Raw genomic sequence first — 26,298 nt, forward strand, 5'->3', positions numbered from 1 at the left:
CGGTCCGACGGTGGTGGTGGGTACGACGATGGTTGTGGTGCATGTCCCCGTGGTCGTTGTCGTGCCCGGAACTGAAGTCCCTCCTGCGGTGGGTGCTGTGGTCGTCATGGTGGAGAGCAGGCATGAGCTTGCTGAAGATCGCCATCTGGTTCCTCCTGAAACATCCGGTATAGGAGTTACGTCCCAGGAGCCGAGTTGGATGGCGTTCCGGAAAAAGTTTCTGGACGAATCCCGGAATCAGCCCAGCCGCGCCGCCAGCCCCCCGGTGCACCGCACCTCGTCGCCGGCGGTGATCAGCAGGCCCTCCACGTCCGGCAGCGACTCCAGCCAGGCCAGCCCCGCCCGGGAACCCATCGCGAAGGCCGCCGTGGCCCAGCAGTCCGACCAGGTCAGCTTCGGCCCTACGACCGTCACCGCCACCAGATCCGTCACCGCCGACCTCCCGGTGCGCGGATCCACGATGTGGGCGCCCCGCTCGGCCGTGCCGGACGTCGCCACCGACAGCTCGGCCACCCCCGCCGTCGAGATCACCGCCGCCAGCCCGCCGGGACGCAGGGGGTCGGCGACCCCGACCCGCCAGGGGCGCTGTGGCTCCGGCGCGCCCAGCAGCTGGACGTCACCGCCGCCGTTCACGCTGACCCCGCACACCCCGTCCACCTCCGCCAGCAGCCGCGCCGCCCGCTCGGCGGACCAGCCCTTGACGATGCCGGTGGGGTCCAGGGGGCCCTGGTAGCGCGGGCTGAACCAGCCCTCGCTCAGCTGCTCCGCCTCGGCCGCGAGGTCCAGTACCTCGGCCATCTCGGGGGAACAGTCCGCGACGGTCAGTTCGCCCCGCGCCAGCCGCGAGACCTCGCTGTCCTCCCGGTAGGTGGAGAACAGCGCGTCCACCCGGTGCAGGTCCGCGACCGCCTCCTCAAGGGCCGCGCGGACCGCGTGTGGTTCCCCGCCGCGGACGTCGAAGGAGAAGACGGTCCCCATGACCTCCTCCGCGTGACGCACCGCGGCGGGAGCCTCGGCCGGCCCGGCCATCGCCTCAGCCACCGGCCTGGTCCAGTGCCGACTGGAGCGACTGCTTGTAGCCGGTGCTGGTGTAGGTCGCTCCCGACACCGCGTCGATGTTCGCGTTCCCGGCCACGACCGCCTCCTGGTTCAGCTTCGGCACGGCCATCGCCGTCTTCTGGTCGCTCAGCCCGCCCTGGGGCGCCTGCACCGCCGACGCCTGCGTGATCCTGCCACCGCTCACCGTGATCCGCACCTGCACCGGGCCGTACTGGGTCTGCGCCACCTTCCCGGTGACCGTGACGGTACGGGCCTGTGCGGCACCCGAAGAGCCGCCCGCACCGGATGAGCCGGATGCCTTGGACGAGCCGGATGTCCCGGACGATCCGGACGGCGCGGAGGGCGCGGACTTCTTCATCTGGTCCAGTGCCGACTGGAGCGACTTCTTGTACCCGTTGCTCGTGTACGTCGCCCCGGACACCGCGTCGATCTGCGCGCTCTGCGCCGCGACGGCCTCCTGGTTGAGCTTGGGGACGGCCATCGCCGTCTTCTGGTCGCTGAGTCCGCCCTTGGGTGCCTGGACCGCTTCCGCCTTGGTGACCCTGCCGCCCGCGACGGTCAGCCGTACCTGCACCGTCCCGTACTGCGTCTGCGTGGCGTCCCCGGTCACCGTGCCGGTGGCCGCACCGGCCGGCCGGGTCCCGCCCTGCGGTGCCTCCTGCCCGGCCGCGGTCTGCTGCGGGGCCGTGCCCGCCGCGGCCGCCGCCGGGTCGGACGCCGGCTTCAGCGACAGCATCAGGACGACACCGGACACGGTCGCGGCGGTCGCCAGTACGACCCGCCGAATCGGGTGGCTCTTCCTCATCTTTCCCTGACCCCGCTCACATCTCGAACGACTCGTGGTGGATGCGGCGGGCGGGGACCCCCGCGCCGCGCAGTGCCTCGTACACCGACTGCGCGAACCCGGGCGGGCCGCACATGAACACGTCGTGGCGGTCGATGTCCGGGATCTTCCGCTGGAGGTTCTCCGCGGAGATGTCCGGCCGCTCGCCGTCGGGGCTGTTCACCGCGTACATCAGCCGGGCGCCCCGCTCGTCGGCGATCTTCGCCAGCTCGTCCCACAGGGCCAGGTCCTGGGTGGTGTTGGCCCGGTAGAGGAGGGTGATGTCGCCGGCCGCGCCGGGCAGCGTCTCGAACAGCGCCCGCATCGGCGTGATCCCGACCCCGCCCGCGACCAGCAGCACCTTGCCCCGGCTGCGCCGCTGCGCGGTCATCGCCCCGTACGGGCCCTCTGCCCACACCCGGGTGCCGGGTGCCAGCTCGCGCAGCCGGGCGCTGTGGTCGCCGATCGCCTTCACGGTGATCCGCAGCATGTCCGGGCGGGGCGCGGCCGACAGGGAGTACGGGTGCGAGCTGAAGCGCATGCCCGGGGCGAGGAAGCGCCAGCGGAAGAACTGGCCCGCCTCCGCGCCCATCCGGTGCAGCCTGCGCCCGCCGATCAGCACCGACACGATGCCCGGGGTCTCCTCGATGACGGCCTCGACGTACATCCGGTGCCGGAGGTTCAGCCGGATCGGGGTGAACACGCGGTACCAGATCACCAGCACGGTGACGGTGCCGTACAAGCCGTACCAGAAGGTCTTGGCCATCGGCTGGACCGCGAAGTCGTTGCCGGTGGTGATCTGGTGCCAGAACGTCAGGAACACCGCCGCGTACGTCAGCAGATGCACGTGGTACCAGGTGTCGTACGGCATCCTGCGGCGCATCGGGCCGACCGACGTCAGCCCGATGAGCACGAACAGGCCCATGCCGATGGCCGCCTTGCCCATGTCGGGCAGCTGTTCGACGGAGTCGACGGTCTGCTGGACGACGTAGCTCAGCGACTTGCCCGCCTGGAGCGCGTACCCCCACATGGTGAGGAAGACGTGCGCGACGATCAGGCAGAGGGTGTAGCGGCCGCTCATCGCGTGCCAGCGGGTCACCCGGTCCGAGCCGACCCGCCGCTCCAGCGCCGGCACGCGTGCCATCTGGAGCACGACCAGCGCCATCAGATAGCCGGCGAGCAGGCCGGTGATGCGGCCCGCGTTCAGGATCCTGCTGTTGTCGTCGGCGATGGACGGCGTGTTCTGCCACCACAGCCACAGCACCGCCGCCGCGCCGGCCCAGACAGCGAGCAGCAGCGGGACGGCCGGGGAGCGGCGTGGGCGGATGCGGCGCATCGTCTGCCGGCGGGCGGCACGGCCGCCCGCAAGGGTGGTGGTCACGGTTCCTCCGTGGGGACTCGGGGGACTCGGCCCTCGGCCCACAGATACGTGCCGCACGCGCCCGGTGTTCAGCGGCCCGCCGAGTCCAGCGCGGACTGCAGGGACTGCTTGTAGCCGGTGCTGGTGTACGAGGCACCCGACACCATGTCGATCTGCGCGCTCTGCGCCGCCAGCGCCTCGCGCCGCAGCTGGGGGAGCGCGTAGCTGTTGATCTCCTGGTCGCGCGGATTGTCCTGCGGGTACTGCAGGGCCGTCACGTCCGTGATCTTCCCGCCCTTGATCGTCACCCGCACCTGGACCGGACCCCAGCGGGTCTGCACGGTGTCGCCGGTGACGGTCTTGGTGCCGGTCGTGGAACCGGTGGAGCCCCCCGACCCGGTGGATCCGCCGGATCCGGTCGACGGACTCGCTCCACTCGACGGGGACGAACTGCTCGACACCGCAGGGGAGTTGGCGTTCGCCGTGACCAGCGTGGGGCTCGTGTGCGGCTTCAGCGACAGCAGCAGGACGATCCCGGAGACGGTGGCGGCACTGGCCAGCATGATGCGGCGGAGCGGACGGTTCTTCTTCAACACGTGCACAGGTCCTGCCTCACAGCTCGAACGACTCGTGGTGGATACGGCGGTCCGGCACCCCGGCCGCCCGCAGCGCCTCGTAGACGTCCTGCGCGAAGCCGTGCGGCCCGCAGATGTAGACGTCATGGCCGGCCAGGCCGGGGAAGGTCGCGCGCAGCGACGCGGCCGAGATGTCGGGGCGTTCCCCGCCCGGCCCGTTCAGCGCGTACAGCACCCGCCCGCCGCGCCACTGCGCGATCGCCTCCAGCTCACCGCCGAGCGCCAGGTCCTCCGCGCCGCGCGCCCGGTACAGCAGGGTGACCTCGCCGGGCAGCGTCTCGAACAGCGCCCGCAGCGGGGTCACCCCGACTCCGGCCGCGATCAGCAGCGAGTGGTGGCTGGTGGCCCGGTCGGCGGTCAGGGAGCCGTACGGCCCCTCCGCCCACACCCGGGTGCCGGGCCGCAGCAGGGCGACGGCCGCGCTGTGGTCGCCGAGCGCCTTGACCGTGATGCGCAGCAGGTCCGGGCGCGGCGGCGCCGACAGGGAGTACGGCGTCGACGTCCAGCTCATGCCCGCGCCGAGGAACCGCCAGCGGAGGAACTGCCCAGGCCGCGCGCCGAGTTCGTCCAGCCGCCGCCCGCGTACGACGACCGAGTACACACCCGGTGCCTCCAAGTGGACCGAGTCCACCCGCAGTTGGTGGCGCCGGTTGAGCCGGACCGGGGCGAGGATCCGGAACCACAGCACCAGGGCCGCGACGCCCAGGTACAGGGCGTACCAGAGCGCGGTCGCCACCGGCTTGCCGTTGAACTCGTTCCCCAGGGACAGCTGATGGAAGAAGGCCAGGAAGACGGCCGCGTACGTGAGCAGATGGACGTAGTACCAGAACTCGTGGCTCGTCCGGCGGCGCACGGCCCGCGCCGAGGTGATGCCGACCGCGAACAGGATCACCGTGGCGGCGGTCGTCTTGAGCATGTCCGGATAGTCCAGGACGACGGTGACCGTCTCGTGCCAGAGCGAGGCGTGGTCCTGGGCGGCGTACCCGGTGAGGATCAGCACGATGTGCGCCACGAGCAGGCAGATCGTGTACCGGCCGGCCATCGCGTGCCAGCGGGCCACCCGGTCCGAGCCGACCCGGTTCTCCAGCAGCGGCACCCGCGCCATCAGGCCGACCAGCACCGCACAGGCGTACCCGCACAGCAGGCCGGCGATCCGCCCGGCGCCGGTCAGCCAGCCGGCCGTGCCGACCACGGAACCGGTGTCGGCCCACCACAGCGCCACCGCGCCCGCCGCCCCGGCCCACACCGCGGCCAGCACGGGCCCCGCCGGGGAGCGCCGGGCGGTCACGGGCCCCGGCGGGGCCGTCCGCCGTGTCTCGACCGTGGTCATGGAATCAACACCCTTTCGTCCGTCATGCCGGGCAACTGTGCCGGGCGAATCTCTGAGCCACCTCTGAGCAAGCCCCTGACCAGGGGTTTCCACAGCGGACTCAGAGGGATTTCTCATCCGGTGTTCAGCGGGACGGGTGTGGAAGGGGGCGGAAGGCAGGAGAAGGGAGGGGACGGGACGGCGAACGGTGAGCGCACTCACAGCAAACTCAGAGGGCGGACGGCACCGCGCACCCGCGGACAGGGGTGATGCTGGTAAGCGCGATGAACACCACCCGCTCCGGCCGCCCGGCTCTCACCCGCCCCGACGGCACCTCGCTGCGCGTCCTCGTCGTCGACGACGACCCCGACCTCGCGGAGGTGCTCACCGGCGCCCTGCGCTACGAGGGCTGGGAGGTGCGCGCGGCCGGCGACGGCGCCTCGGCCCTCAGCACCGCGCGCGAGCTGCTGCCGGACGCCGTCGTGCTCGACGTGATGCTCCCCGACACCGACGGCTTCGACGTGCTGCGCCGGCTGCACGCGGTGAAGCCCGACGTCTGTGTGCTCTTCCTCACGGCACGGGACGCCGTGGAGGACCGGATCGCCGGCATCACCGCGGGCGGCGACGACTACGTCACCAAGCCCTTCAGCCTGGAGGAGGTCGTCGCCCGGCTGCGCGGCCTGCTGCGCCGCGCGGGCATGGCCCGCCAGCTGGAGGACGGGCCGCGGCTGGTCGTCGGTGACCTGGTGATGGACGAGGAGGCCCGCGAGGTGACCCGGGCCGGCGAGCTGGTCGAGCTGTCGCCGACCGAGTTCGAACTCCTCCGCTTCCTCATGCGCAATCCGCGCCGCGTGCTCAGCAAGGCGCAGATCCTCGACCGGGTCTGGTCCTACGACTTCGGCGGCCGGGCCCATGTGGTCGAGCTCTACATCTCCTACCTGCGCAAGAAGGTCGACGCGGGCCGCGAACCCATGATCCACACGGTGCGCGGGGCGGGCTACGTCCTGAAACCGGTGACCAAGTGAGCCGCTTCCGCCCGCGCGCCCGCCTGACCCGGGTGCCCCGGCCCCGCACCCTGCGTGCCCGGCTCATCGCCGGACTGGTCGTGCTCCTCGCGATCAGCTGCGCCGCGGTCGGCGTGGCTGCCGTCGTCGAGCTGAACGGCTTCCTGACCAGTCGGCTCGACCAGCAGCTGCAGCAGGCCGGGCCGGCCTTCCCGCAGAGCCTGGAGCACGGCACGTACAAGCCCTCCGACCGGGACGGCGACGAGCACGGCGACACCCGCCGCCAGGCCGCCGGGACGTTCGGCGCCCGCCTGCTGAACGGCAAGGTCACCAGTGTGGCGGTGGTGCCCGCCAGCGACCGGCAGGGCCTCGACGTCACCCTGACCGCCGCCGACCGGGCGACCCTGGCCAGGCTGCCGGTGGACGGCCGGGGCCACACCGTGTGCCTGTCGCACCACCTGCACGACTACCGCCTGATGGCGTGGCGGGGCAAGGACGGCGACGTGCTGGTGACCGGCCTGCCGACGGAGCCGGTACGGGCCGCCGTGAAACGGCTCGAACTGGTCGCGGTGGTCGTCTTCGGCCTGGCCCTGACCGCCGCCGGCGTGGCCGGCGCGCTGTGGGTCCGCTGGTCGCTGCGCCCGCTGAGCCGGGTCGCCGCGACCGCCACCCGGGTCAGCGAGCTGCCCCTGGCCAGCGGCGAGGTGGCGCTGCCGCCGCGCGCCCCGGCCAGTGACCCGCGCAGCGAGGTCGGCCAGGTGGCGGCGGCGTTCAACCGCATGCTCCGGCACGTCGAGGACGCCCTGACCAAGCGGCACGCCAGCGAGGAGCGGCTGCGCCGTTTCGCCGCCGACGCCAGCCATGAGCTGCGCACCCCGGTCGCCTCGGTCCGCGGCCACGCCGAACTGGCCCTCCTGCACCCCGGCCCGGTGCCGCCCGAGGTCACCCGCGCCCTGGAGCGCATCAAGGGCGAGTCCTCCCGTATGGGCGAGATGGTGGACGACCTGCTCCTGCTGGCCCGCCTGGACGCGGGCCGCCCGCTGGAGCGGCAGCCGGTGGACCTCACGCACCTGGTCCTGGACGCGGTCACGGACGCGCGGGCCGCGGGCCCGGACCACCGCTGGTCCATGGACCTCCCCGAGGACCCGGTCACGGTCCCCGGCGACGCCCACCGCCTCCATCAGGTGTTGGCCAACCTGTTGGCCAACGCGCGTTTGCACACACCTGTGGGCACCAAGGTGACGGTGACCCTGGAAACCGCCCCGGACTCGGCCGTCCTCTCGGTCCACGACGACGGCCCCGGCGTCCCCGAGGAGGTCCAGCCGGGCGTCTTCGAACGCTTCACCAGGGCCGACCACCGCCGCCGCGCGGATGCCTCCGGCGGTGGAGCGGGGCTGGGACTGTCGATCGTGGCGGCGGTGGTGGAGGCGCACGGGGGAAGCGTGGGGCTGGAGAGCCGGCCGGGGTCCACGACGTTCCGGGTGAGCTTGCCAAGTTAAGGGGCGCGAGGCTGTATCGATATGCGGCTCCGCCGCGTGGGCGCACAGCAGCTCAGTACCGGGAAAGCGCTGTAACTCCCTCAGCGGTCCCAATAGCGACATGCGGAGCCTTCTCGGGTTCGGCCCACCGAAGAATCCGCACCATGGCCTCCTCCGGAACCGACACACAACCAGCCGTAGCCGCACGCCCGTTGACATGCAGAAAGATGCCGGCGCCGCGCCCGCGCGCAGGCTGCTCGTAGTTGAACCCGATGACCAGCCCGTACGCATACTGGTCCGCGTAAGAGGCCAGATGCTCGGACTCGGACGCCCGGCAGTCGCCCGGCAAGGGCTCGACCCACCGGTTGTACGACGTGGAGTCGTTGTCCTGGCACCACCAGGAGCCGTCCTTCACCGCCCGGTACGCGACGCGTGTCCCGCCCGGCGCCGGCTTGATCCCGAAGCCGAAGGGAAGGCCGTAGAGCCCGGTCGGTGTCGTGTTCGTCCCCTGTGTGCGTGTGGCCCCCTCCACCAGGCCGTTCGCCCCGAACCGCGCCGGTGCCGAGCCCGCCTGCGCCCACTGCCCGTCCCGCAGGTCCCACCAGGTGACCGTCCCCGACGTCGAGTCCGCGCGGGGCGCCTGAGCGGTGATCAGCTGGCGGCCGCCGCCTGTGTCCGCCATCCGCGCGGGCAGCGGTACGGCCCCGGGGTCCGGCGCGGAGCCGAGCAGGGCGAGCGAGGACGCGGAGACGAGGGCGAGGGCGACACCGGGGCGCATGCCTCAGACGGTAGACGGGGGCAGCGGCAACGGCAGCCCGGGTAGTCCGTCCAGGCTCGTCGCCACGTGCTCCTTCTTCTCGAAGTACGTGCTCAGCGAGGCGTCGTCCTCACGGGCGAAGCGCTTGGTGTGCAGGTCACGGTCCTGCTCGTAGGCCATGAAGGGCACGGCGTACCCGCAGGTGTCCCGCACCAGCTCCGCGTGGACGACGATGACGGCGCGCAGCCCGTGCGCGGTCGGGTCGATGTCCGGGAAGTGCGCGAGCAGCTCCTTGAAACGCGGGTCGTCACGGAAGACCGGCTCGCCCCGGCCGTGGACCCGCACGATGTTCGGCGGGCCCTGGAAGGCGCACCACATCAGGGTGATCCGTCCGTTCTCCCGCAGATGCGCGATGGTCTCGGCGTTGGACCCGGCGAAGTCCAGGTAGGCCACGGTCAGTTCGTCGAGGACGGCGAAGGAACCCTTCAGACCCTTGGGGGAGAGGTTGACCGTGCCGTCGCCGGAGAGCGGGGCGGTCGCGGTGAAGAACAGGGGCTGCTCCTCGATGAACGTGCGGAGCCTGCCGTCGATGCGTTCATACGTCTTTCCCATGTCAATCGATTATCGACGCAACTCCTTCGCTTGTCTAAGGAATTGTCGGGAGTCCGGCGGACGGACACCGGGGCCGCCCCGGCCGGCGCTCGTCGGGGCGGCCCGAGCTGCCTGCTACCTCACTTCGTGAGGGTGCAGGCGGCCAGGGAGTCGAGGCCGGTGGGCTTGGTGCCCTTGCGGCCGATGGCGATGGCGATGCGGTCGATGGTGGAGATCCGCTTGTCCTTCAGCGGTCCGAGGATGGCGTTGTTGACGAAGTTGGGTCCGCCCTGGCCGACGGTGTTCTGCAGGCGGGTGTTGGCTTCCTGGATCTGGGTCTGGAGCAGGGTGAGGTTGCGGTTGACCTCGGCCTGTGCGGACGCCGGTACGGCCGGGAGCTTGGAGGCGACGTCCGGGCAGCTGATCGTGCCGGCCCCGGTGTTCCCGCTCGCCGCCGCCCCGCCCGACTGCCGGCCCGCCGTGCCGTTCGACGCGGTGCCGCCACCGGCCTTCGCGCCGCCCGCGTTGGCGCCACCCGCGTTCGCGCCTCCGGCGTTCGTGCCGCCCGCGTTCAGGGTGCAGGCGGCCAGGGAGTCGAGGCCGGTGGGCTTGGTGCCCTTGCGGCCGATGGCGATGGCGATGCGGTCGATGGTGGAGATCCGCTTGTCCTTCAGCGGTCCGAGGATGGCGTTGTTGACGAAGTTGGGTCCGCCCTGGCCGACGGTGTTCTGCAGGCGGGTGTTGGCTTCCTGGATCTGGGTCTGGAGCAGGGTGAGGTTGCGGTTGACCTCGGCCTGTGCGGACGCCGGTACGGCCGGGAGCTTGGAGGCGACGTCCGGGCAGCTGATCGTGCCGGGGCTCGCCGCCAGCGTGCGGGCGTTCGTCGTGCCGTCGCTCTTGTCGGGCGTCCCGGCGAGAGCCGAGCCGGCGATCACGGCGCCGGACAGCACCACGGCGGCAGCGCCGCCGATGAAGGCCACACGATGCTTGTTGTACTTCGGAAGAGCCCTGGACATGCGGATGCCTCACTTGGGTCAGGAGTGGGTTCAGCGGTGAGACGCGGCGCCTGCGTTCGGCGAGGAGTACGGGAAAGCGATTGCCGTTGTTCAAGACTCCCGAGAATTGACGAATCATGCAGACCTCTGCATACTCATGCATATCGGGATTGCAGGTGTGAGGAGAAACCATGACCGAGCGCGTCGTACTCGCCTATTCGGGCGGTCTGGACACCTCCGTCGCCATCGGCTGGATCGCCGAGGAGACGGGCGCCGAGGTCATCGCCGTAGCGGTGGACGTCGGCCAGGGCGGCGAGGACCTGGACGTCATCCGCAAGCGTGCCCTCGCCTGTGGGGCCGTCGAGGCCGAAGTGGCCGACGCCAAGGACGAGTTCGCCGACGAGTACTGCCTTCCGGCGATCAAGGCCAACGCCCTCTACATGGACCGCTACCCGCTGGTCTCCGCCCTCTCCCGGCCGGTGATCGTCAAGCACCTGGTCGCCGCCGCGCACAAGCACGGCGCCACGACCGTCGCCCACGGCTGCACCGGCAAGGGCAACGACCAGGTCCGCTTCGAGGCCGGCATCGTCGCCCTCGCCCCCGACCTGAAGTGCATCGCCCCGGTCCGCGACTACGCGATGACCCGGGACAAGGCGATCGCCTTCTGCGAGGCCAAGCAGCTCCCGATCGCGACCACCAAGAAGTCCCCGTACTCCATCGACCAGAACGTCTTCGGGCGTGCGGTGGAGACGGGCTTCCTGGAGGACATCTGGAACGCCCCGATCGAGGACATCTACGAGTACACCGCCGACCCGGCGCAGCCCCGCGAGGCCGACGAGGTGATCATCACCTTCGAGGCGGGCGTGCCGGTCGCGATCGACGGCGAGCCGGTCACCGTGCTGCAGGCGATCCAGCAGCTCAACGAACGAGCCGGCGCCCAGGGCATCGGCCGGATCGACATGGTCGAGGACCGCCTCGTCGGCATCAAGTCCCGCGAGGTGTACGAGGCACCGGGCGCGATCGCCCTGATCACCGCCCACCAGGAGCTGGAGAACGTCACCGTCGAGCGCGAACTCGCCCGCTACAAGCGGCAGGTGGAGCAGCGCTGGGGCGAACTGGTCTACGACGGCCAGTGGTTCTCCCCGCTCAAGCGTGCGCTGGACGGCTTCGTCGACGAGGCCAGCCAGCAGGTGACCGGCGACATCCGGATGACCCTGCACGGCGGCCGCGCGGTCGTCACCGGCCGGCGCTCGCAGTCGTCCCTGTACGACTTCAACCTCGCCACCTACGACACCGGCGACACCTTCGACCAGGCCGCGGCCAAGGGCTTCATCGACATCTACAGCCTGTCCTCGAAGATCGCCGCCCGGCGTGATCTGCGGGCATAACCTGACGCAGACCTCGCACCACCGACCCACCCTCTCTAGGAGCAGCGCAAGTGAGCAGCAACAGCGGTGACGTACGGCTCTGGGGCGGCCGTTTCGCCGACGGTCCCGCCGAGGCCCTGGCGAAGCTGTCCGCGTCCGTCCACTTCGACTGGCGGCTCGCGCCCTACGACATCGCCGGTTCGCGTGCCCACGCGCGCGTGCTGCACAAGGCCGGCCTCCTCACCGAGGACGAGCTGCGGCGCATGATCGCCGGGCTGGACCAGCTGGAGGCCGACGTGGCCTCCGGCGCGTTCGTCGGCACCATCGCCGACGAGGACGTGCACACCGCTCTGGAGCGCGGCCTGCTGGAGCGCCTCGGCCCGGACCTCGGCGGCAAGCTGCGCGCCGGCCGGTCGAGGAACGACCAGGTGGCGACCCTCTTCCGGATGTACCTCAGGGATCACGCCCGGACGATCGGCGGCCTCATCGCCGACCTCCAGGACGCCCTGATCGGCCTCGCCGAGGCCCACTCGGACGTCGCGATGCCCGGCCGCACCCACCTTCAGCACGCCCAGCCGGTCCTCTTCGCCCACCATGTCCTCGCCCACGTGCAGTCCCTGTCCCGGGACGCGGAGCGGCTGCGCCAGTGGGACGAGCGCACGGCGGTGTCGCCGTACGGCTCCGGCGCCCTGGCCGGCTCCTCCCTCGGCCTCGACCCGGAGGCGGTCGCGCAGGACCTCGGCTTCGAGCACGGCAGCGTCGGCAACTCCATCGACGGCACGGCCTCCCGTGACTTCGTCGCCGAGTTCGCCTTCATCACCGCGATGATCGGCGTGAACCTCTCCCGGATCGCCGAGGAGATCATCATCTGGAACACGAAGGAGTTCTCCTTCGTGACCCTGCACGACGCGTTCTCCACGGGCTCGTCGATCATGCCGCAGAAGAAGAACCCGGACATCGCGGAGCTGGCGCGTGGCAAGAGCGGCCGCCTGATCGGCAACCTGACCGGCCTGATGGCGACGCTCAAGGCCCTGCCGCTCGCGTACAACCGTGACCTCCAGGAGGACAAGGAGCCGGTCTTCGACTCCTGCGACCAGCTGGAGGTCCTGCTGCCCGCCTTCACCGGCATGATCGCCACCCTCACGGTCAACCGCGCGCGCATGGAGGAACTGGCCCCGGCCGGCTTCTCCCTCGCCACCGACATCGCCGAGTGGCTGGTCAAGCAGGGCGTGCCGTTCCGCGTGGCGCACGAGGTCGCGGGGGAGTGCGTCAAGGTCGCCGAGGCCGAGGGCAAGGAACTGGACGACCTGACCGACGAGCAGTTCGCGAAGATCTCGGCGCATCTCACGCCCGAGGTGCGGTCCGTCCTCAACGTCCCGGGCGCCCTCGCGTCCCGCAACGGGCGCGGTGGTACGGCGCCGAGCGCGGTCGCGGTCCAGCTGGCCGAGGTCAAGGCGGACGTGGCGGCGCAGCATCAGTGGGCGGACGCAAAGAAGTGACGTGAGGGCATCGCGGGTTACGTTGGTCGCAGTCAGCCGACCGAACGGAGCCCGCGATGCCCTTCGCCCGTCTCGCGCACGCCACGACGCCGACCTGCCACATCGGTCTCGGTCTCGCCGCCGTCGGCCGCCCCGGCTACATCAACCTCGGCCGCGAAGAAGACCTCGGAGAGAACCGCAGTGTCGAGGCCCTGCGCGCCCGTACCTTCGAACTCCTCGACGCCGCCTACGCCCAGGGCGTCCGCTACTTCGACGTGGCCCGCTCCTACGGCCGCTCCGAGGAGTTCCTCGCCGACTGGCTGAACGCCCACCCCGATGCCGACGACGTGGTCGTCGGCAGCAAGTGGGGCTACTCCTACACCGCCGGCTGGTCGGCACAGGCCGAGACGCACGAGGTCAAGGACCACAGCCTGGCGACGTACGACCGCCAGCGCGCCGAGACCGACGCGCTGCTCGGCGACCGGCTCGACCTCTACCAGATCCACTCGGTGACCCCGGACAGCCCGGCCCTCACCGACAAGGACCTGCACGCACGGCTCGCCGAGGCCGCCGCCCAGGGACTGACCATCGGCTTCTCCACCAGCGGCCCGGCCCAGGCCGACGCGATCCGGGCCGCCCTGGAGATCACCGTCGGCGGCGAGCGCCTCTTCCGTACCGTCCAGTCGACGTACAACGCGCTGGAGACCTCGGCCGCACCCGCCCTCGCCGAGGCGCACGACGCCGGGCTCACCGTGATCGTCAAGGAGGGCATGGCCAACGGCCGGCTCGCCGCGCCGCACGCGCCGGAGACGCTGACGGCCGTCGCCGAGGAGACCTCCCTCGGCTGTGACGCCGTGGCCCTCGCCTGGATCCTGCGCCAGCCCTGGGTGGGTGTGGTCCTCTCCGGCGCCGCGACCGTCCCGCAGCTCTTCTCCAATCTGCACGCCCCCGCCGTCGACCTCGACGTGGACCAGCTGACCCGCCTCGCCACGCTCGCCGAGGACCCGCGCGCCTACTGGGAGCGGCGCGGGGAGCTGCCCTGGCACTGACGCGCACCTGGGGCGACCGGCGGCCGTGAGTCACGTATGCCTAACATGAGACAAAGACGTCTCACATGGTCTACCCTTGTCTCATGGCCCTGGATCGTGACCACGTGCTGCGCAGCGCAGCCGCCCTGCTGACCCGTAAATCCACCGCGACCATGGACGAGGTCGCCAAGGCCGCCGGGATCAGCCGGGCCACGCTCCACCGGCACTTCGCCGGGCGCGACGCGCTCGTCCGGGCGCTGGAGGCGCTCGGTATCGCGGAGTGCGAGGCGGCCGTGGACCGCGCCCGGCTGGACGAAGGGCCCGCGAGCGAGGCCGTACGACGGCTGGTGCGCGAGATCCAGCCCGCCGCCGGGCTGCTCGCCTTCCTCTACGGCGAGAGCCAGCTGTGGGAGGGCGACCGCCAGAACGACGGCTGGCAGAGCCTGGACGCCCGGATGGGCGCGGTGTTCCTGCGTGGCCAGCAAGCGGGCGAATTCCGCATCGACCTCACCCCGGTCTGGCTCACCGAGGCGCTGTACGGCCTGATCGCCTCGTGCGCCTGGGCCACCCTGGACGGCCGCGTGGCCGCCCGGGACTTCCCGACCATGGTCGCCGAGCTGCTGCTCGGCGGCGCCGTGCGAAGAGAGGAACCATGACCAGCACCCTGCAGCCGGCCCGCGCGGCGGAGGCGGAGCAGCGACCGGGCCGCTGGCTCGCGCTCTGCGTCCTCGTCCTGGCCGTGCTGCTGGTGGCCGTCGACGCCACCGTCCTCGGCCTGGCGACCCCTTACATCAGCGAAGACCTCAACCCCTCCGGCACCCAGCTCCTGTGGATCGGCGACGTCTACTCCTTCGTCATCGCCGGTCTGCTGGTCTCCATGGGCAGCCTCGGCGACCGTATCGGCCGCAAGCGGATCCTGCTCGGCGGTGCCACGGCGTTCGGCGCGATATCGGTGCTCAACGCCTATGCCACGACACCGGAGCTGATGATCCTGGCGCGGGCGCTGCTCGGTGTCGCGGGCGCGACCCTGATGCCCGCCACCCTCGCCCTGATCCGCAACCTCTTCCACGACCCGCGCGAGCGCAGCCTCGCCGTGGGCATCTGGGGCGCGACCGCCTCAGCCGGTACGGCCGTCGGCCCCATCGTGGGCGGCTTCCTGCTCGAACACTTCTGGTGGGGCTCGGTCTTCCTCATCAACCTGCCGGTGATGGCGGTCCTGGTCCTCGTCGGCATCCGCACGCTGCCCGAGTCCCGGAATCCGAACCCCGGCCCCTGGGACCTGATGAGCGTCCTGCTGTCGCTGGTCGGCATGATCGGCGTGGTGTACGCGGTCAAGGAGCTGGCCACGCACGGCGTCACCTGGCCCCCGCTCGCCGCGGGCCTGCTGGGCGCGGCCGCGCTCTACGGGTTCGTCCACCGCCAGCTCACCATGCCGGCCCCGCTGCTGGACATGCGGCTGTTCCGGCACCGTGGCTTCAGCGGGGCGGTCCTCGCCGACCTGCTGACCGTGCTCGGCATGTCCGGCCTGGTGTTCTTCCTCTCCCAGTACCTGCAACTCGTCCAGGGCAGGCGTCCGTTCGAGGCGGGCCTCGCCGAACTGCCCGCCGCCGTCGGCGCGGTGGTGGCCGGCCTGATCGCGGGCGCCGCCGCCCGCCGCTTCTCGGTCCGGGCCGTGGTCTCCGGCGGCCTCGCCGCGGTGGGCCTCGCCCTGGCCGTGCTCACCACCCTGGGCACGTCGACGGGCTACCCGGTCCTCGGCGCCGCACTGCTGGTCGTGGGCATCGGCGCCGGCTTCTCCTTCACGGTGACGGCCGACGTGATCCTCTCCAGCGTGCCCAAGGAACAGGCGGGCGCCGCCTCGGCGGTCTCCGAGACGGCGTACGAGCTGGGCGCGGCCCTGGGCATCGCCCTGCTGGGCTCGATCGTGACGGGCGTCTACCGCGACTTCACCGGCCCGGCGGGCACCCCGCCCCAGGCCCACGAGTCACTGGGCGCGGCGGTGGAGGCGTCGCAGCACATGGCTCCGCACATGGCCGCCGAGATGCTGGACGCGGCCCGGGACTCCTTCGTCCACGGCCTCCACCTGGCCTCGGGCGCAGGAGCGGCGGTTTTGCTCGGAACGGCGGTGGCGGCGTGGTTCCTGCTGAAGAACCAGAAACTGGAAAGTGCCGGATGAGGGGAGCGCCCCGAAGGGGCGCGGGGCTGTATCCGATATGCGGCTCCGCCGCTTGGGCGCGAAAAGCGACCACAAACCCGCGCCCGAAAACCGGCCGAACTGCCGGCGGCGCTAGGCCGCCTTGGCCTTCGTGGCGTACATGTCCACGTACTCCTGCCCGCCCAACCGCATGACCTCGGCCATCACCGAGTCGGTCACCGCCCGCAGCACATACCGGTCCCGGTCCATCCCGTCGTACCGCGAGAACTCCATCGCCTCACCGAAACGGACCGTCACCTTGCCCGGCCGCGGAATCCCGGAACCCCCCGGCTGCAACTTGTCCGTGCCGATCATGGCGAAGGGAACCACCGGCGCACCGGTCATCAGCGTCAGCCGCGCGATACCGGTGCGCCCCCGGTACAGCCGGCCGTCGGGCGAGCGCGTGCCTTCGGGGTAGATCCCGAAGATCCGCCCCTCCTCCAGGACCCGCCGCCCGGTCATCAGCGCCGCCACACCGCCGTTGGCCCCGTCCCGGTCCACCGGGATCATGCCGACGCCGGTGAAGAACCACGCCATCAGCCGGCCCTTGACGCCCTTGCCGGTGACGTACTCGTCCTTGCCGATGAAGTGCACCTGCCGCTTGGTGACCAGCGGCAGCACGATCGAGTCGATGAAGGTGAGGTGATTGCCCGCCAGGATCACCGGGCCGTCCCCCGGGATGTGCTCCACGCCCTCCACCTGTGGGCGGAACATCAGGCGCATGATCGGTCCGAGCACTGCCTTGATGAGCCGGAAGCGGGACAACGGGTCCTCCGATGCCGAGAGGCGTTATGAGTCTGTGCAGGTGAGGACATTACTCGCGGTCCCCGGCCGAACGCACATCGGGTACGTCCGGTTCACCCAGGTCTTACGAACTGTTGACACGGGTTTACCCGCAGGTCCCGCCCTCGGCCGGACACCGCACAGGACACATGGCGTCACCCCGGTGTTCCGGCTCAGGTCTCCCTTCGGTCATGTGCGCGACCCTACGATCGCCCCGACTTCAAAGACGCGAACGTGGACGGCAGGAGACGCTGATGGTCAGCGACCAGGCGAACGAGCGGAATCAGGGCACGGGACAGGGCACCGGACGGCGGGCGCTCCTCGGCGCGGCGGTGTTCGGCGCCGGCGGAGCGGTCCTCGGGCTGCCGGGTACGGCCGGTGCGGCGCAGGCCAGGCCGGCCAGGTCCGCGGGACGGGGGCTGAAGAGCCTGCCGAAGCCGGCGATCATCGGCCACCGGGGTGCCAGCGGCTACCGTCCCGAGCACACCTTCGGCTCGTACAACCTGGCCCTGGACCTGGGCGCCGACGTGGTCGAGGCCGGTGACCTGGTGCCCACCAAGGACGGTCACCTCGTCTGCCGGCACGAGCCGGAGATCGGCGGCACCACGGACGTCGCCTCCCATCCCGAGTTCGCCGGCCGCAAGACCACCAAGGTCCTCGACGGCGTGCCGACCACCGGCTGGTTCACCGAGGACTTCACGCTCGCCGAGCTGAAGACGCTGCGTGCCGTCGAGCGCATCCCGGCCAACCGGCCGCACAACACCCTCTACAACGGACGCTGGGAGATCCCCACGTTCGAAGAGGTCCTGAAGTGGCAGGACGAGCAGACCCGCAAGCGCGGCAAGCAGGTCTGGATCTACCCCGAGACCAAGCACCCCACCTACTTCCGCAAACTCGGCCTCGGCCTGGAGGAGCGGGTGGCGAAGCTGCTCGCCAAGTACGGCAAGGACGGCCGTAACGCACCGGTCATCCTGCAGTCCTTCGAGCCCAGCAGCATCCAGAAGCTCAACCAGCTGGTCGACAACCCGCTCGTCGTGCTGCTCTCCTCGGCGGACAGCCGCCCCTACGACTTCGTCGAGGCGGGCGACCCGCGCACGGTCGCCGACCTGATCACGCCCAAGGGCCTCCGGGAGATCGCCGGCTATGCCCAGGGCATCGGCCCGACGCTGGACCTGATCATCCCGAAGGACGCGAACGGCAATCTCACCAAGCCGACCACGCTGGTCGCCGACGCGCACAAGGTGGGCCTGATCCTCACCCCGTACACCATGCGCAACGAGAACCCCTTCCTGCCGGCCGACTACCGCAAGGGCACCGCGGCCGACGGCTACGGCGACCCCTTCGGCGCGTTCAAGACGTACTTCGCGACCGGCATCGACGGCGTCTTCACGGACAACGCCGACACCGGTGTCCTCGCCCGCGCCGACTTCCTGGCCGGCTGAGCCGTCGTCAACCGTTCGCCCGGTCGCACCTCGTTCGTGCTGACTCTGCGCCGCCCCGGAAACCTGCGTCCGGGGCGGCGCGTCGTTCCGCATATGACGCACGACTTGGTAGCCGCCCTGCATCCGCTGCTCACCGCGGAGGCCTCGGCCGAGGCATATGCCGCCGGGAGCGAGCCGGGCGACCTGGAGCAGGCCGTCTGGCTCCGGCTGCTGGAGCGGCTGGAGCGCGACGGACCGCCGCTCGACCCCGAGGGCTGGCTGCGCAAGGCCGTCCGCGCCGAGGCCCGCCGCAGCCGCCGCACCACCCGCCTCGAACGCCCGTACGGCAGCGAGCCCGCCGATGACATCCGGCCCGGCCCCGAGCAGCTCGTCCTCACCGCCGCCCGCCACCACGCCCTGCGCGAGGCCGTGCGCCGGCTGCCCGGCCGCTGCCCCCGGCTCATCGAGGCCCTGCTCTCCCCGAAAGACCTCACATACCGGGAGATCGCGGGGGAGTTGGGTATCTCACAGGGCAGTCTTGGCCCGGAACGCTCCAGATGTCTGGGATGTCTAAGGCGTTTGCTCACGCCGGAGGTTGCGGCGCGCGAAGCGCGGGGATAGGAGTGAGAACGACAGGTGATCAGGTGAGCGGGAGGCGTGCGCACATGGGCATGAGCGTGACCATCTCGGTGGCGACCGAGCAGGACGCGGAGCAGATCTTCAGGCTCCAGTACCTGTGCTTCCAGAGCGAGGCGGCGCTGTACGGCAATTACCGCATCGACCCGCTGGTCCAAACCCTGGACTCCGTGCGCCAGGAAGTCGCCTCCGACTGTGTCTTCGTCGCCCGGCTCGGGGAAGAGGTCGTCGGCTCCGTACGCGGCAAGGTCACCGAGGACGGCGCCGCCGCCATCGGCAAGCTCTGCGTCCACCCGCGCCTCCAGGGCCACGGCATTGGCGCGCGGCTGCTGCGCGCGGCAGAAGCGGCGCTGGTGGAGGAGCGGGGCGCCACCAAGTTCCGCCTGTCCACCGGCCACCGCAGCGAGGGCAACCTCCGCCTCTACCGCCGCTCCGGCTACGAGACGGTGGGCCGCTCCAAGGGTGCGGACGGGGTGGATCTGATCATCCTGGAGAAGCCGGCGGGGACGTACGCGCAAACAGCGTGAGGGCAGTGCGCCCCGAAGGGGCGCGGGGAACGGCGCGAGTAACCACAACCACCCGCAGCCGCCCGCGCTCCTCAGGCACCCCTGTGAGCAGGCGCCTTCCGCAGCCAGTACATGGCGGAAAGCGGTAGCAGAACCGGGATGAAGATGTAGCCCATCCCGTAATCCGACCACACGGTCGCATCGGGAAACGCGGAAGAGTCCACCAGAGTCCACGTACCGACGATCAGGACACCGACCAGCTCGGCTGCGCAGCAGACTTGCGCTGCCCGCCGGGCCGTCTCCCCGCCCCGGATCAGCGTGTACGTGATGAACCCGTACACGACGCCGGCCACGGCCGACAGCGTGTACGCGAGCGGCGCCCGGTCGAACTCCGTCGAGATCTGGAACGCCGAGCGCGACACCGCGCCGACCACCATCACGCCGTAGAACCAGACGAGCAGCATGCCCGGCCCGCTGATCAGCCGGGCCGGCTTCTCCTCCGCCGCCGTCACGTCAGCCTCCCCAGATGTCATAGAGCCGCACCTCCAGCACGGCCAGCACCACACCACCGGCGGCCGCGGTCACCGAACCCCAGCGGGTCCGCTCGGCCAGCGACATCATCCCCGCCGCCGGAACACACGCGAACGCGCCCACCAGATACGCCACGAAGATCGTCGTACCCTGATCCGGCTTCTCGCCCCGCGCCAGCTGCACGATCCCGATCACCAGCTGGATCACGGCCAGGAGCGACACCACGGCCATGCCGATGAAGTGCCAGTCCTTGGTCGGCTGGTCTCGATACGCGGCCCAGCCGCACCACGCGGCGAGCAGCAGCGCGGCGATCCCGGTCACCAGCGTCAGGGCATTGAGCATGCGGAGACCTTATTACGGAGGAAACGGGCCCAGGCCGCCGACCCCGCCGTACGCCATAGGGTCTAGACCACACCGTAGGGTTCTGGGCATGACGATCCACGCACAGGCCCTCCTCTTCGACAACGACGGCACCCTCGTCTCCTCCCTCGCCTCCGTCGAGCGCTGCTGGGGCCGATGGGCCGCGGAGTACGGGATCACGGCCGAGGAGTTCGGGCGCGTGGCGCTGCACGGGCGGACCGCAGCCGAGATCGTCGCCGACCTGCTGCCCGCCGCCGTCGTACCGGAGGCGGTCGCCCGGGTCGAGCAGCTGGAGGTCGAGGACGTGCCGAACGGGGGCGTACGGCTCCTGCCCGGCACGAGCGAGTTTCTGGCGAGTCTGCCGGCGGAGTGCTGGGCCGTCGTCACCTCCGCCACCCGGCGGCTGGCCGAGGCCCGCCTCGACGCGGTCGGCATCCTGCCCAAGACGCTGGTCTGCGCCGACGACATCACGCGCGGCAAGCCCGACCCCGAGCCCTATCTCCTCGCCGCCCGGCTGCTCGGCGTCGACCCGGCCCGCTGTGTCGTCTTCGAGGACGCCCCGGCCGGACTCCGGGCGGGCCGCGCCGCCGGAATGACCACCGTGGCGTTGGCCACAACCCACCGGGCCGAGGAGCTGGACGCCGACCTGGTGGTGAAGGACCTGTCGGCCTTGTCCGCACTGGTCACCGACGCGGGCGTGGAGATCTCCGTCCGCCGCTGAGCCCTGTCCGGTCCCTGTCCGCCGCTGTCCACTATCCGGACAGCGGCCACCGGTCAGGACCGTACGTCTGCTTTACTGCTCGCATGACCACGACGAGCTGCCGCACCCTTGCGACCGAGGCGACCATGACGCCCGGTGCTCGTTGTATGTGTCGCCTGATGTGTCGAATGTGCGCCTTCTAGAGGGCCCCCGCATCAGCTGAGCCATGGGGGTCCCCCCGCTCGAGCGAAGTCGAGAGTGGGGGAGCCCCGAAGCGAGAGCCGTGGCTTGTCCGTGCGCCGCAGCCGCGCCGGACGCACACCCGCTCTCCATGCCTGAACCGCATGCACCCGTGCCCGGGCACACCCACGCCCGCGCACTCGACAGTGACGGAAATCCTGTGATCACCACCTCGGGCCTGACCAAGGTCTACCGCTCCCGCGGCCGTGAGGTCACCGCCCTCGACGGCGTCGATCTCCACGTCCGCGAAGGCGAGGTCTACGGCGTCATCGGCCAGTCCGGCGCCGGCAAGTCCTCCCTCATCCGCTGCGTCAACCTGCTGGAGCGCCCCACCTCCGGCACCGTGACCGTCGCCGGACAGGACCTCACCGCCCTGGCCGGCCGCGGCCCGCGCGCCGGCAAGGAACTGCGCCGGGCGCGCAGCCGCATCGGCATGGTCTTCCAGCACTTCAACCTGCTGTCCTCGCGCACCGTGCAGGACAACATCGAGCTGCCGCTCGAAATCCTCGGCAGGTCCGGCAAGGAGCGCTCCCGCAAGGCGCTCGAACTCCTCGACCTGGTCGGCCTCGCCGACAAGGCCAAGGCCTACCCCGCCCAGCTCTCCGGCGGCCAGAAGCAGCGCGTCGGCATCGCCCGCGCCCTGGCCGGCGACCCCAAGGTGCTGCTCTCCGACGAGGCCACCAGCGCCCTCGACCCGGAGACCACCCGCTCCATCCTCCAGCTGCTGCGCGACCTCAACCGGCAGCTGGGCCTGACCGTCCTGCTCATCACCCACGAGATGGACGTCGTGAAGTCGATCTGCGACTCCGCCGCCCTCATGGAGCGGGGCCGGATCGTGGAGCACGGCACCGTCAGCGAACTGCTGGCCACCCCGGGCTCCGAACTGGCCGCCGCGCTGTTCCCGGTGAGCGGCGAGCGCACCGGCGCCGACCGGACCGTCCTCGACGTCACCTTCCACGGCGAGGCCGCCACCCAGCCGGTCATCTCGCAGCTCGCCCGCACCTACAACATCGACATCTCGATCCTCGGCGCCGCCATCGACACCGTCGGCGGCCTGCAGATCGGCCGGATGCGCATCGAACTGCCCGGCCGCTACGAGGACAACGTGGTGCCGATCGGCTTCCTGCGCGAACAGGGCCTCCAGATCGATGTCGTCGGCCACGAGGGCGAGGCGCCCCTGCTGGTGAAGGATGGTGCCAAGTGACCTGGTCCGAGATGCAGCCGCTGCTGTCGCAGGCCTGTACCGACACACTCACGATGGTGGTCTGGTCCACCCTGATCGCCGTCGCCGTCGGCCTTCCGCTCGGTATCCTCCTGGTCCTCACGGACCGGGGCGGCCTGGTGCAGAACGTCGTCCTGAACAAGGTGATCGGCCAGATCGTGAACGTCGGCCGCTCCATGCCGTTCATCATCCTGATGGTCGCGCTGATGACCTTCACACGCTGGGTCACCGGGACGACGATCGGTACGACCGCCGCGATCGTGCCGCTCGCCATCGGCGGCATCCCGTTCTTCGCCCGGCTCGTCGAGACGGCCGTCCGCGAAGTGGACAACGGTCTCGTCGAGGCCGTGCAGTCCATGGGCGGCAACACCTGGACCATCGTCCGCAAGGTCCTCGTCCCCGAGGCCCTGCCCTCGCTGATCGCCAGCACCACCACCACGGTCATCGCCCTCATCGGCTACTCCGCCATGGCCGGCACGGTCGGCGGCGGCGGCCTCGGCGACCTCGCCGTCCGCTACGGCTACCAGCGCTTCGAGACCCAGATGATGTGGATCACCGTCGCGATCCTCGCCGTCGCCATCTCCCTCATCCAGTTCGCCGGCGACCTCGCGGCCCGCTCCCTGCACAGCCGCGGCGCCCGCTCCGGCCCGGCGCCCAAGCTCCGCCTGCTCAAGGCCAAGGAGCCGGCCGCCGCGGACGTCGGCAAGGTCGCCTGAGTACCTCCCCAGTTTCCCCGCCCACCCATGACGGGGTCGCACCACCCATAAGGAAAGGCACTTTTCGTGCGTAACACCGCCAAGCTCACCACCGCCGTCCTCGCCGCCGGAGCCCTCACCTTCGGGCTGTCCGCCTGCGGCTCCGGCAGCTCCTCCAGCTCCTCCCACGACTACAGCGGCCCGCTGGTCGTCGCCGCGAGCCCGACCCCGCACGCCGAGATCCTCAACTTCGTCAAGGACAACCTGGCGAAGAAGGCGGGCCTCGATCTGCAGGTCAAGGAGTTCACGGACTACATCACGCCGAACACGGCGACCGAGGACGGCTCGGTGGACGCCAACTACTTCCAGAACCAGCCGTACCTGGACGACTTCAACAAGAAGCGCGGCACCCACATCGTGCCCGTCGTCACGGTGCACCTGGAGCCGCTCGGCCTCTACTCCCACAAGGTCAAGAAGGCCGACGCCCTGAAGAGCGGTGCGACCATCGCCGTCCCGAACGACGCCGTCAACGAGGGCCGCGCCCTCAAGCTGCTCGCCGACAACGGGCTCATCACCCTCAAGTCCGGCGCCGGCAACGAGGCCACCCCCCAGGACATCGCCGACAACCCCAAGCACCTCCAGTTCAAGGAGGTCGAGGCGGCCCAGACCCCGCGCTCCCTGGACGACGTGGACGCCGCCGTCGTCAACGGCAACTACGCCATCCCCGCCGGCCTGAAGCCCGCCAAGGACGCCCTCGTCCTGGAGTCCGCGAAGAACAACCCCTACGGCAACTTCCTCGCCGTGAAGAAGGGCAACGAGAAGGACCCGCGGGTCGAGAAGCTCGCCAAGCTGCTCGTCTCGCCCGAGGTGAAGAAGTTCATCGAGGACAAGTACCAGGGCTCCGTCATCCCGTCCTTCTGAGCCGACGGAAGGGCTCACGGAAGGGCTGACGGCACGTATACGGCGTTTCGCGACGCACGGGGTCCACTCCCTCACCGGGTGTGGACCCCGTCGTGCGGTTCAGTGGTTTCATGCTGCATGCTGGGCAGTTCAGCAGGACCTGAAGGTTTTTCCGAAGTTACGGAGCGGCGCATGAGTGGCACCTTTCCCAACGTCTCCCTCAGCACGGAGCGGTTGGTACTGCGCCCCTTCGAGGAGTCGGACATCGAGGCCTTCGCCGAGATGATGAACGACGAGCTGGTCACCGCCTGGACCTCCGTCCCCCAGCCCTACACCGAGGCCGACGCCCGGGCCTGGATCACCGCGCAGGCCCCCGCCGAGCGCGAAGCGGGCCGCGGCATCGTGTTCGCCGTCGACGAGTTCCTCACCCAGCGCCTGGTCGGCACCGTCCATCTGAGCAGCACCGACTGGCGGGTGCGCTCGACGGAGATCGCCTACGTCATCGCCCCCTGGGCGCGCGGCGAGGGCTATGCCTCCGAGGCCGCCCTGGCCACCGCGCAATGGCTGTTCCACGACCAGAAGTTCGAACGCCTGGAACTGCGCACCGCCGCCGACAACGCCGCCTCCCAGCAGGTCGCCCAGAAGATCGGCTGTATCAGCGAGGGCGTCCTGCGGGGCGCCTGGATAGCGCGCAGCAGGACCGACGACGGCACGTGGACGGACGTCCGCACCGACGTCATCGTGTGGAGCCTGCTGCCGGAGGACCTGGCGGGGGTCAGCGAGCAGCTGGCCGACACGGGCGGTTTCACGTCGTACTCGGACTGGAACTGACCCTCCGCGCCTCACCGGGTACGCTCACGGAGCCCGCCCAAGGGCCCCTTCCCCTTGACTACCTGCGCAGACCTGGAGAGAGACGACGATGGCCGACCGGGTCACGGTGATCGGCTGGGACGGCTCGCCGCTGACCGCCGCGGCACGCGCCGCCCTCGGCGCCGCCACGCTCGTGGCGGGCGCGGCCCACCATCTGGCCCTGCCCGAGGTCCCGTCCGGCGCCGAACGCGTCCGCCTCGGCAGCGTCGCGCTCGCCGCCCGCCGTATCGCCGCCCACCGCGGCACCGCCGTCGTGTTCGCCGACGGCGACCCCGGCTTCTTCGGCGTCGTCCGCACCCTGCGCGCCCCCGAGTACGGCCTGGAGGTCGAGGTCGTCCCCGCCGTCTCCTCCGTCGCCGCCGCCTTCGCCCGCGCCGGCATGCCCTGGGACGACGCCCAGGTGGTCGTCGCCCACCGGCGCACCCTGCGCCGCGCCGTGAACGTCTGCCGCGCCCACACCAAGGTCGCCGTCCTCACCTCGCCCGGCGCCGGACCCGCCGAACTCGGCCTGCTGCTCGACGGCGTCCACCGCACCTTCGTCATCTGCGAGGAACTCGGCACCGAACGCGAACAGGTCAGCGTCGTCACCTCCGACAAGGCGGCCGACCACACCTGGCGCGACCCCAACGTCGTCATCGTCATCGGGGGCCCCGTCGGCCCGGCCGGCCCGGGGGAGAGCGGCGGCTGGATCGCCGGCCGCGATCCCGGAGCCGGCCCCCGCGGCTGGGTGCAGCCCGACGAGTCCTACGGCGGCGGACCCGGCGGCAGGCTCGGCGAGGGGGAGACGGAGCTGCTGCGGGCCGCCCAACTCGCCCGGCTGGGGCCCCGGGTCGGGGACCTCGTCTGGGACATCGGCTGCGGCTCCGGCGCGTTCGCCGCCGAGGCCGCGCGCGCCGGAGCCGCCGTCATCGCCGTCGACCGCGACCCCGGGGCCTGCGCCCGCACCGAGGCGGCCGCACGCCGGTTCGGCGTCCAGCTCCAGGTGGTGCACGGCAGCGCCCCGCACGTGCTGGAGAACCTGCCGGAACCGGACGTCGTACGAGTCGGCGGGGGAGGCGCGGCCGTCGTCTCGGCGGTCGCCGACCGGCGCCCCCAGCGCATCGTCACGCACGCCGCGACCCGCGACGCGGCCGAACGCGTCGGCCGGGATCTGACCGAACACGGCTACCGGGTCGAGTGCGCCCTGCTCCAGTCCGTCGCCCTCGACACCCGCGCCTGGACGGAGACCGAGCGGAGTGTCGCGTTCCTGCTCTCAGGAGAATTGCTGCGGCGCGAAGCGCCTCGTTGAGGGGTGGTGGTCGGGCGACGAGTGGGCCTGCCCGATCGCAACCCGTGATCCGGTTGTCGTACTGCGCG

General features: G+C 71.0%; 27 protein-coding genes. 16 read left to right on the forward strand and 11 right to left on the reverse strand.

Features of this window, described 5'->3' with window-relative positions; genetic code table 11:
- Window positions 1-237 precede the first annotated feature (237 nt).
- The 5 genes from O1G22_RS33840 to O1G22_RS33860 form a co-directional block, all read right to left on the reverse strand.
- Window positions 238-1,029, reverse strand: a complete 792-nt coding sequence (locus tag O1G22_RS33840) for an FAD:protein FMN transferase (protein ID WP_270086619.1) — start codon at window positions 1,027-1,029, stop codon at window positions 238-240.
- 4 nt (window positions 1,030-1,033) lie between these two features.
- Complete coding sequence (locus O1G22_RS33845; RefSeq protein ID WP_270084786.1) at window positions 1,034-1,864, reverse strand: FMN-binding protein; 831 nt, start codon at window positions 1,862-1,864, stop codon at window positions 1,034-1,036.
- 16 nt (window positions 1,865-1,880) lie between these two features.
- Window positions 1,881-3,263, reverse strand: a complete 1,383-nt coding sequence (locus tag O1G22_RS33850) for a ferredoxin reductase family protein (protein WP_270084787.1) — start codon at window positions 3,261-3,263, stop codon at window positions 1,881-1,883.
- A gap of 68 nt (window positions 3,264-3,331) precedes the next feature.
- The gene (locus O1G22_RS33855; protein WP_270084788.1) at window positions 3,332-3,844 is read right to left on the reverse strand and encodes an FMN-binding protein; all 513 of its coding nucleotides are present in this window, start codon (window positions 3,842-3,844) and stop codon (window positions 3,332-3,334) included.
- A 10-nt stretch (window positions 3,845-3,854) separates the two neighbouring features.
- Window positions 3,855-5,207, reverse strand: coding sequence for a ferredoxin reductase family protein (locus tag O1G22_RS33860; protein WP_270084789.1), 1,353 nt, complete (start codon window positions 5,205-5,207; stop codon window positions 3,855-3,857).
- A 263-nt stretch (window positions 5,208-5,470) separates the two neighbouring features.
- Here O1G22_RS33860 and O1G22_RS33865 point away from each other — a divergent pair, with 263 nt between their 5' ends.
- Both O1G22_RS33865 and O1G22_RS33870 read left to right on the forward strand, forming a co-directional pair.
- Entirely contained in the window at window positions 5,471-6,211 is a 741-nt protein-coding gene (locus O1G22_RS33865; protein WP_225098215.1) for a response regulator transcription factor, read from the forward strand.
- Complete coding sequence (locus tag O1G22_RS33870) at window positions 6,208-7,689, forward strand: sensor histidine kinase (protein ID WP_270084790.1); 1,482 nt, start codon at window positions 6,208-6,210, stop codon at window positions 7,687-7,689. Before O1G22_RS33865 ends, O1G22_RS33870 begins: the two co-directional genes overlap by 4 nt.
- A gap of 52 nt (window positions 7,690-7,741) precedes the next feature.
- Here the strand turns inward: O1G22_RS33870 and O1G22_RS33875 are convergent, their stop codons facing one another.
- The 3 genes from O1G22_RS33875 to O1G22_RS33885 all read right to left on the reverse strand — a co-directional run bounded on the left by O1G22_RS33875 (window position 7,742) and on the right by O1G22_RS33885 (window position 10,032).
- The gene (locus tag O1G22_RS33875; protein ID WP_270084791.1) at window positions 7,742-8,446 is read right to left on the reverse strand and encodes a L,D-transpeptidase family protein; all 705 of its coding nucleotides are present in this window, start codon (window positions 8,444-8,446) and stop codon (window positions 7,742-7,744) included.
- A 3-nt stretch (window positions 8,447-8,449) separates the two neighbouring features.
- Entirely contained in the window at window positions 8,450-9,037 is a 588-nt protein-coding gene (locus O1G22_RS33880) for a pyridoxamine 5'-phosphate oxidase family protein (RefSeq protein WP_270084792.1), read from the reverse strand.
- Between the two features lie 119 nt (window positions 9,038-9,156).
- A complete protein-coding gene (locus O1G22_RS33885; RefSeq protein WP_270084793.1) occupies window positions 9,157-10,032 on the reverse strand; it encodes a hypothetical protein in 876 nt (291 codons plus the stop codon).
- 170 nt (window positions 10,033-10,202) lie between these two features.
- On the opposite strand from O1G22_RS33885, the gene O1G22_RS33890 reads away from it, so the two are divergent.
- From O1G22_RS33890 to O1G22_RS33910, 5 genes are all read left to right on the forward strand, one after another.
- A complete protein-coding gene (locus O1G22_RS33890) occupies window positions 10,203-11,399 on the forward strand; it encodes an argininosuccinate synthase (protein WP_270084794.1) in 1,197 nt (398 codons plus the stop codon).
- A 50-nt stretch (window positions 11,400-11,449) separates the two neighbouring features.
- Complete coding sequence (gene argH, locus O1G22_RS33895; protein ID WP_225098209.1) at window positions 11,450-12,877, forward strand: argininosuccinate lyase; 1,428 nt, start codon at window positions 11,450-11,452, stop codon at window positions 12,875-12,877.
- Between the two features lie 56 nt (window positions 12,878-12,933).
- Complete coding sequence (locus tag O1G22_RS33900) at window positions 12,934-13,905, forward strand: aldo/keto reductase (protein ID WP_270084795.1); 972 nt, start codon at window positions 12,934-12,936, stop codon at window positions 13,903-13,905.
- A gap of 83 nt (window positions 13,906-13,988) precedes the next feature.
- A complete protein-coding gene (locus O1G22_RS33905) occupies window positions 13,989-14,540 on the forward strand; it encodes a TetR/AcrR family transcriptional regulator (RefSeq protein WP_225098207.1) in 552 nt (183 codons plus the stop codon).
- Window positions 14,537-16,060, forward strand: a complete 1,524-nt coding sequence (locus O1G22_RS33910; RefSeq protein WP_270084796.1) for an MFS transporter — start codon at window positions 14,537-14,539, stop codon at window positions 16,058-16,060. Before O1G22_RS33905 ends, O1G22_RS33910 begins: the two co-directional genes overlap by 4 nt.
- A 111-nt stretch (window positions 16,061-16,171) precedes the next feature.
- Here the strand turns inward: O1G22_RS33910 and O1G22_RS33915 are convergent, their stop codons facing one another.
- Window positions 16,172-16,843, reverse strand: a complete 672-nt coding sequence (locus O1G22_RS33915) for a lysophospholipid acyltransferase family protein (protein WP_333492408.1) — start codon at window positions 16,841-16,843, stop codon at window positions 16,172-16,174.
- A gap of 272 nt (window positions 16,844-17,115) precedes the next feature.
- Between O1G22_RS33915 and O1G22_RS33920 the strand changes: the two genes are divergently transcribed.
- From O1G22_RS33920 to O1G22_RS33930, 3 genes are all read left to right on the forward strand, one after another.
- Window positions 17,116-18,303, forward strand: coding sequence for a glycerophosphodiester phosphodiesterase (locus O1G22_RS33920; protein ID WP_270084798.1), 1,188 nt, complete (start codon window positions 17,116-17,118; stop codon window positions 18,301-18,303).
- Between the two features lie 93 nt (window positions 18,304-18,396).
- Window positions 18,397-18,903, forward strand: coding sequence for a sigma-70 family RNA polymerase sigma factor (locus tag O1G22_RS33925; RefSeq protein ID WP_270084799.1), 507 nt, complete (start codon window positions 18,397-18,399; stop codon window positions 18,901-18,903).
- A gap of 44 nt (window positions 18,904-18,947) precedes the next feature.
- On the forward strand, window positions 18,948-19,445 hold the full coding sequence (locus O1G22_RS33930; RefSeq protein ID WP_270086620.1) for a GNAT family N-acetyltransferase: 498 nt from the start codon (window positions 18,948-18,950) through the stop codon (window positions 19,443-19,445).
- A 71-nt stretch (window positions 19,446-19,516) separates the two neighbouring features.
- Here the strand turns inward: O1G22_RS33930 and O1G22_RS33935 are convergent, their stop codons facing one another.
- Window positions 19,517-19,957 carry a hypothetical protein gene (locus tag O1G22_RS33935; RefSeq protein ID WP_428986431.1) on the reverse strand — a complete coding sequence of 147 codons (441 nt, stop codon included), beginning with the start codon at window positions 19,955-19,957 and terminating at the stop codon, window positions 19,517-19,519.
- Window positions 19,938-20,297, reverse strand: coding sequence for a hypothetical protein (locus O1G22_RS33940; RefSeq protein ID WP_270084801.1), 360 nt, complete (start codon window positions 20,295-20,297; stop codon window positions 19,938-19,940). The genes O1G22_RS33935 and O1G22_RS33940 overlap by 20 nt, the downstream gene beginning before the upstream one ends.
- A gap of 88 nt (window positions 20,298-20,385) precedes the next feature.
- Here O1G22_RS33940 and O1G22_RS33945 point away from each other — a divergent pair, with 88 nt between their 5' ends.
- The 6 genes from O1G22_RS33945 to cbiE all read left to right on the forward strand — a co-directional run bounded on the left by O1G22_RS33945 (window position 20,386) and on the right by cbiE (window position 26,230).
- Window positions 20,386-21,036 (forward strand): HAD family hydrolase, encoded by a 651-nt coding sequence (locus O1G22_RS33945; RefSeq protein ID WP_270084802.1) that lies wholly within the window; start codon window positions 20,386-20,388, stop codon window positions 21,034-21,036.
- 379 nt (window positions 21,037-21,415) lie between these two features.
- On the forward strand, window positions 21,416-22,459 hold the full coding sequence (locus O1G22_RS33950; RefSeq protein ID WP_270084803.1) for a methionine ABC transporter ATP-binding protein: 1,044 nt from the start codon (window positions 21,416-21,418) through the stop codon (window positions 22,457-22,459).
- Window positions 22,456-23,193, forward strand: coding sequence for a methionine ABC transporter permease (locus tag O1G22_RS33955; RefSeq protein ID WP_225098200.1), 738 nt, complete (start codon window positions 22,456-22,458; stop codon window positions 23,191-23,193). The genes O1G22_RS33950 and O1G22_RS33955 overlap by 4 nt, the downstream gene beginning before the upstream one ends.
- Window positions 23,194-23,259: 66 nt before the next feature.
- Window positions 23,260-24,093, forward strand: a complete 834-nt coding sequence (locus tag O1G22_RS33960; RefSeq protein WP_270084804.1) for a MetQ/NlpA family ABC transporter substrate-binding protein — start codon at window positions 23,260-23,262, stop codon at window positions 24,091-24,093.
- A gap of 171 nt (window positions 24,094-24,264) precedes the next feature.
- Window positions 24,265-24,903, forward strand: coding sequence for a GNAT family N-acetyltransferase (locus tag O1G22_RS33965; RefSeq protein WP_270084805.1), 639 nt, complete (start codon window positions 24,265-24,267; stop codon window positions 24,901-24,903).
- Between the two features lie 88 nt (window positions 24,904-24,991).
- Window positions 24,992-26,230 carry a precorrin-6y C5,15-methyltransferase (decarboxylating) subunit CbiE gene (cbiE, locus tag O1G22_RS33970; protein WP_270084806.1) on the forward strand — a complete coding sequence of 413 codons (1,239 nt, stop codon included), beginning with the start codon at window positions 24,992-24,994 and terminating at the stop codon, window positions 26,228-26,230.
- The last annotated feature ends 68 nt before the right edge of the window (window positions 26,231-26,298 follow it).

Origin of the sequence: Streptomyces camelliae, from assembly GCF_027625935.1 — a bacterium.
GTDB classification, from domain to species: Bacteria; Actinomycetota; Actinomycetes; order Streptomycetales; family Streptomycetaceae; genus Streptomyces; species Streptomyces camelliae.

Coding starts and splice junctions, on each gene's coding strand:
- O1G22_RS33890 (WP_270084794.1), top strand. CDS start 10,203: ATGACCGAGCGCGTCGTACTCGCCTATTCGGGCGGTCTGGACACCTCC.
- O1G22_RS33900 (WP_270084795.1), top strand. CDS start 12,934: ATGCCCTTCGCCCGTCTCGCGCACGCCACGACGCCGACCTGCCACATC.
- O1G22_RS33845 (WP_270084786.1), bottom strand. CDS start 1,864: ATGAGGAAGAGCCACCCGATTCGGCGGGTCGTACTGGCGACCGCCGCG.
- O1G22_RS33860 (WP_270084789.1), bottom strand. CDS start 5,207: ATGACCACGGTCGAGACACGGCGGACGGCCCCGCCGGGGCCCGTGACC.
- O1G22_RS33965 (WP_270084805.1), top strand. CDS start 24,265: ATGAGTGGCACCTTTCCCAACGTCTCCCTCAGCACGGAGCGGTTGGTA.
- O1G22_RS33930 (WP_270086620.1), top strand. CDS start 18,948: ATGGGCATGAGCGTGACCATCTCGGTGGCGACCGAGCAGGACGCGGAG.
- O1G22_RS33940 (WP_270084801.1), bottom strand. CDS start 20,297: ATGCTCAATGCCCTGACGCTGGTGACCGGGATCGCCGCGCTGCTGCTC.
- O1G22_RS33925 (WP_270084799.1), top strand. CDS start 18,397: ATGACGCACGACTTGGTAGCCGCCCTGCATCCGCTGCTCACCGCGGAG.
- O1G22_RS33865 (WP_225098215.1), top strand. CDS start 5,471: ATGAACACCACCCGCTCCGGCCGCCCGGCTCTCACCCGCCCCGACGGC.
- O1G22_RS33935 (WP_428986431.1), bottom strand. CDS start 19,957: ATGACATCTGGGGAGGCTGACGTGACGGCGGCGGAGGAGAAGCCGGCC.
- O1G22_RS33945 (WP_270084802.1), top strand. CDS start 20,386: ATGACGATCCACGCACAGGCCCTCCTCTTCGACAACGACGGCACCCTC.
- O1G22_RS33910 (WP_270084796.1), top strand. CDS start 14,537: ATGACCAGCACCCTGCAGCCGGCCCGCGCGGCGGAGGCGGAGCAGCGA.
- O1G22_RS33875 (WP_270084791.1), bottom strand. CDS start 8,446: ATGCGCCCCGGTGTCGCCCTCGCCCTCGTCTCCGCGTCCTCGCTCGCC.
- O1G22_RS33920 (WP_270084798.1), top strand. CDS start 17,116: ATGGTCAGCGACCAGGCGAACGAGCGGAATCAGGGCACGGGACAGGGC.
- O1G22_RS33885 (WP_270084793.1), bottom strand. CDS start 10,032: ATGTCCAGGGCTCTTCCGAAGTACAACAAGCATCGTGTGGCCTTCATC.
- O1G22_RS33905 (WP_225098207.1), top strand. CDS start 13,989: ATGGCCCTGGATCGTGACCACGTGCTGCGCAGCGCAGCCGCCCTGCTG.
- O1G22_RS33880 (WP_270084792.1), bottom strand. CDS start 9,037: ATGGGAAAGACGTATGAACGCATCGACGGCAGGCTCCGCACGTTCATC.
- cbiE (WP_270084806.1), top strand. CDS start 24,992: ATGGCCGACCGGGTCACGGTGATCGGCTGGGACGGCTCGCCGCTGACC.
- O1G22_RS33840 (WP_270086619.1), bottom strand. CDS start 1,029: ATGGCCGGGCCGGCCGAGGCTCCCGCCGCGGTGCGTCACGCGGAGGAG.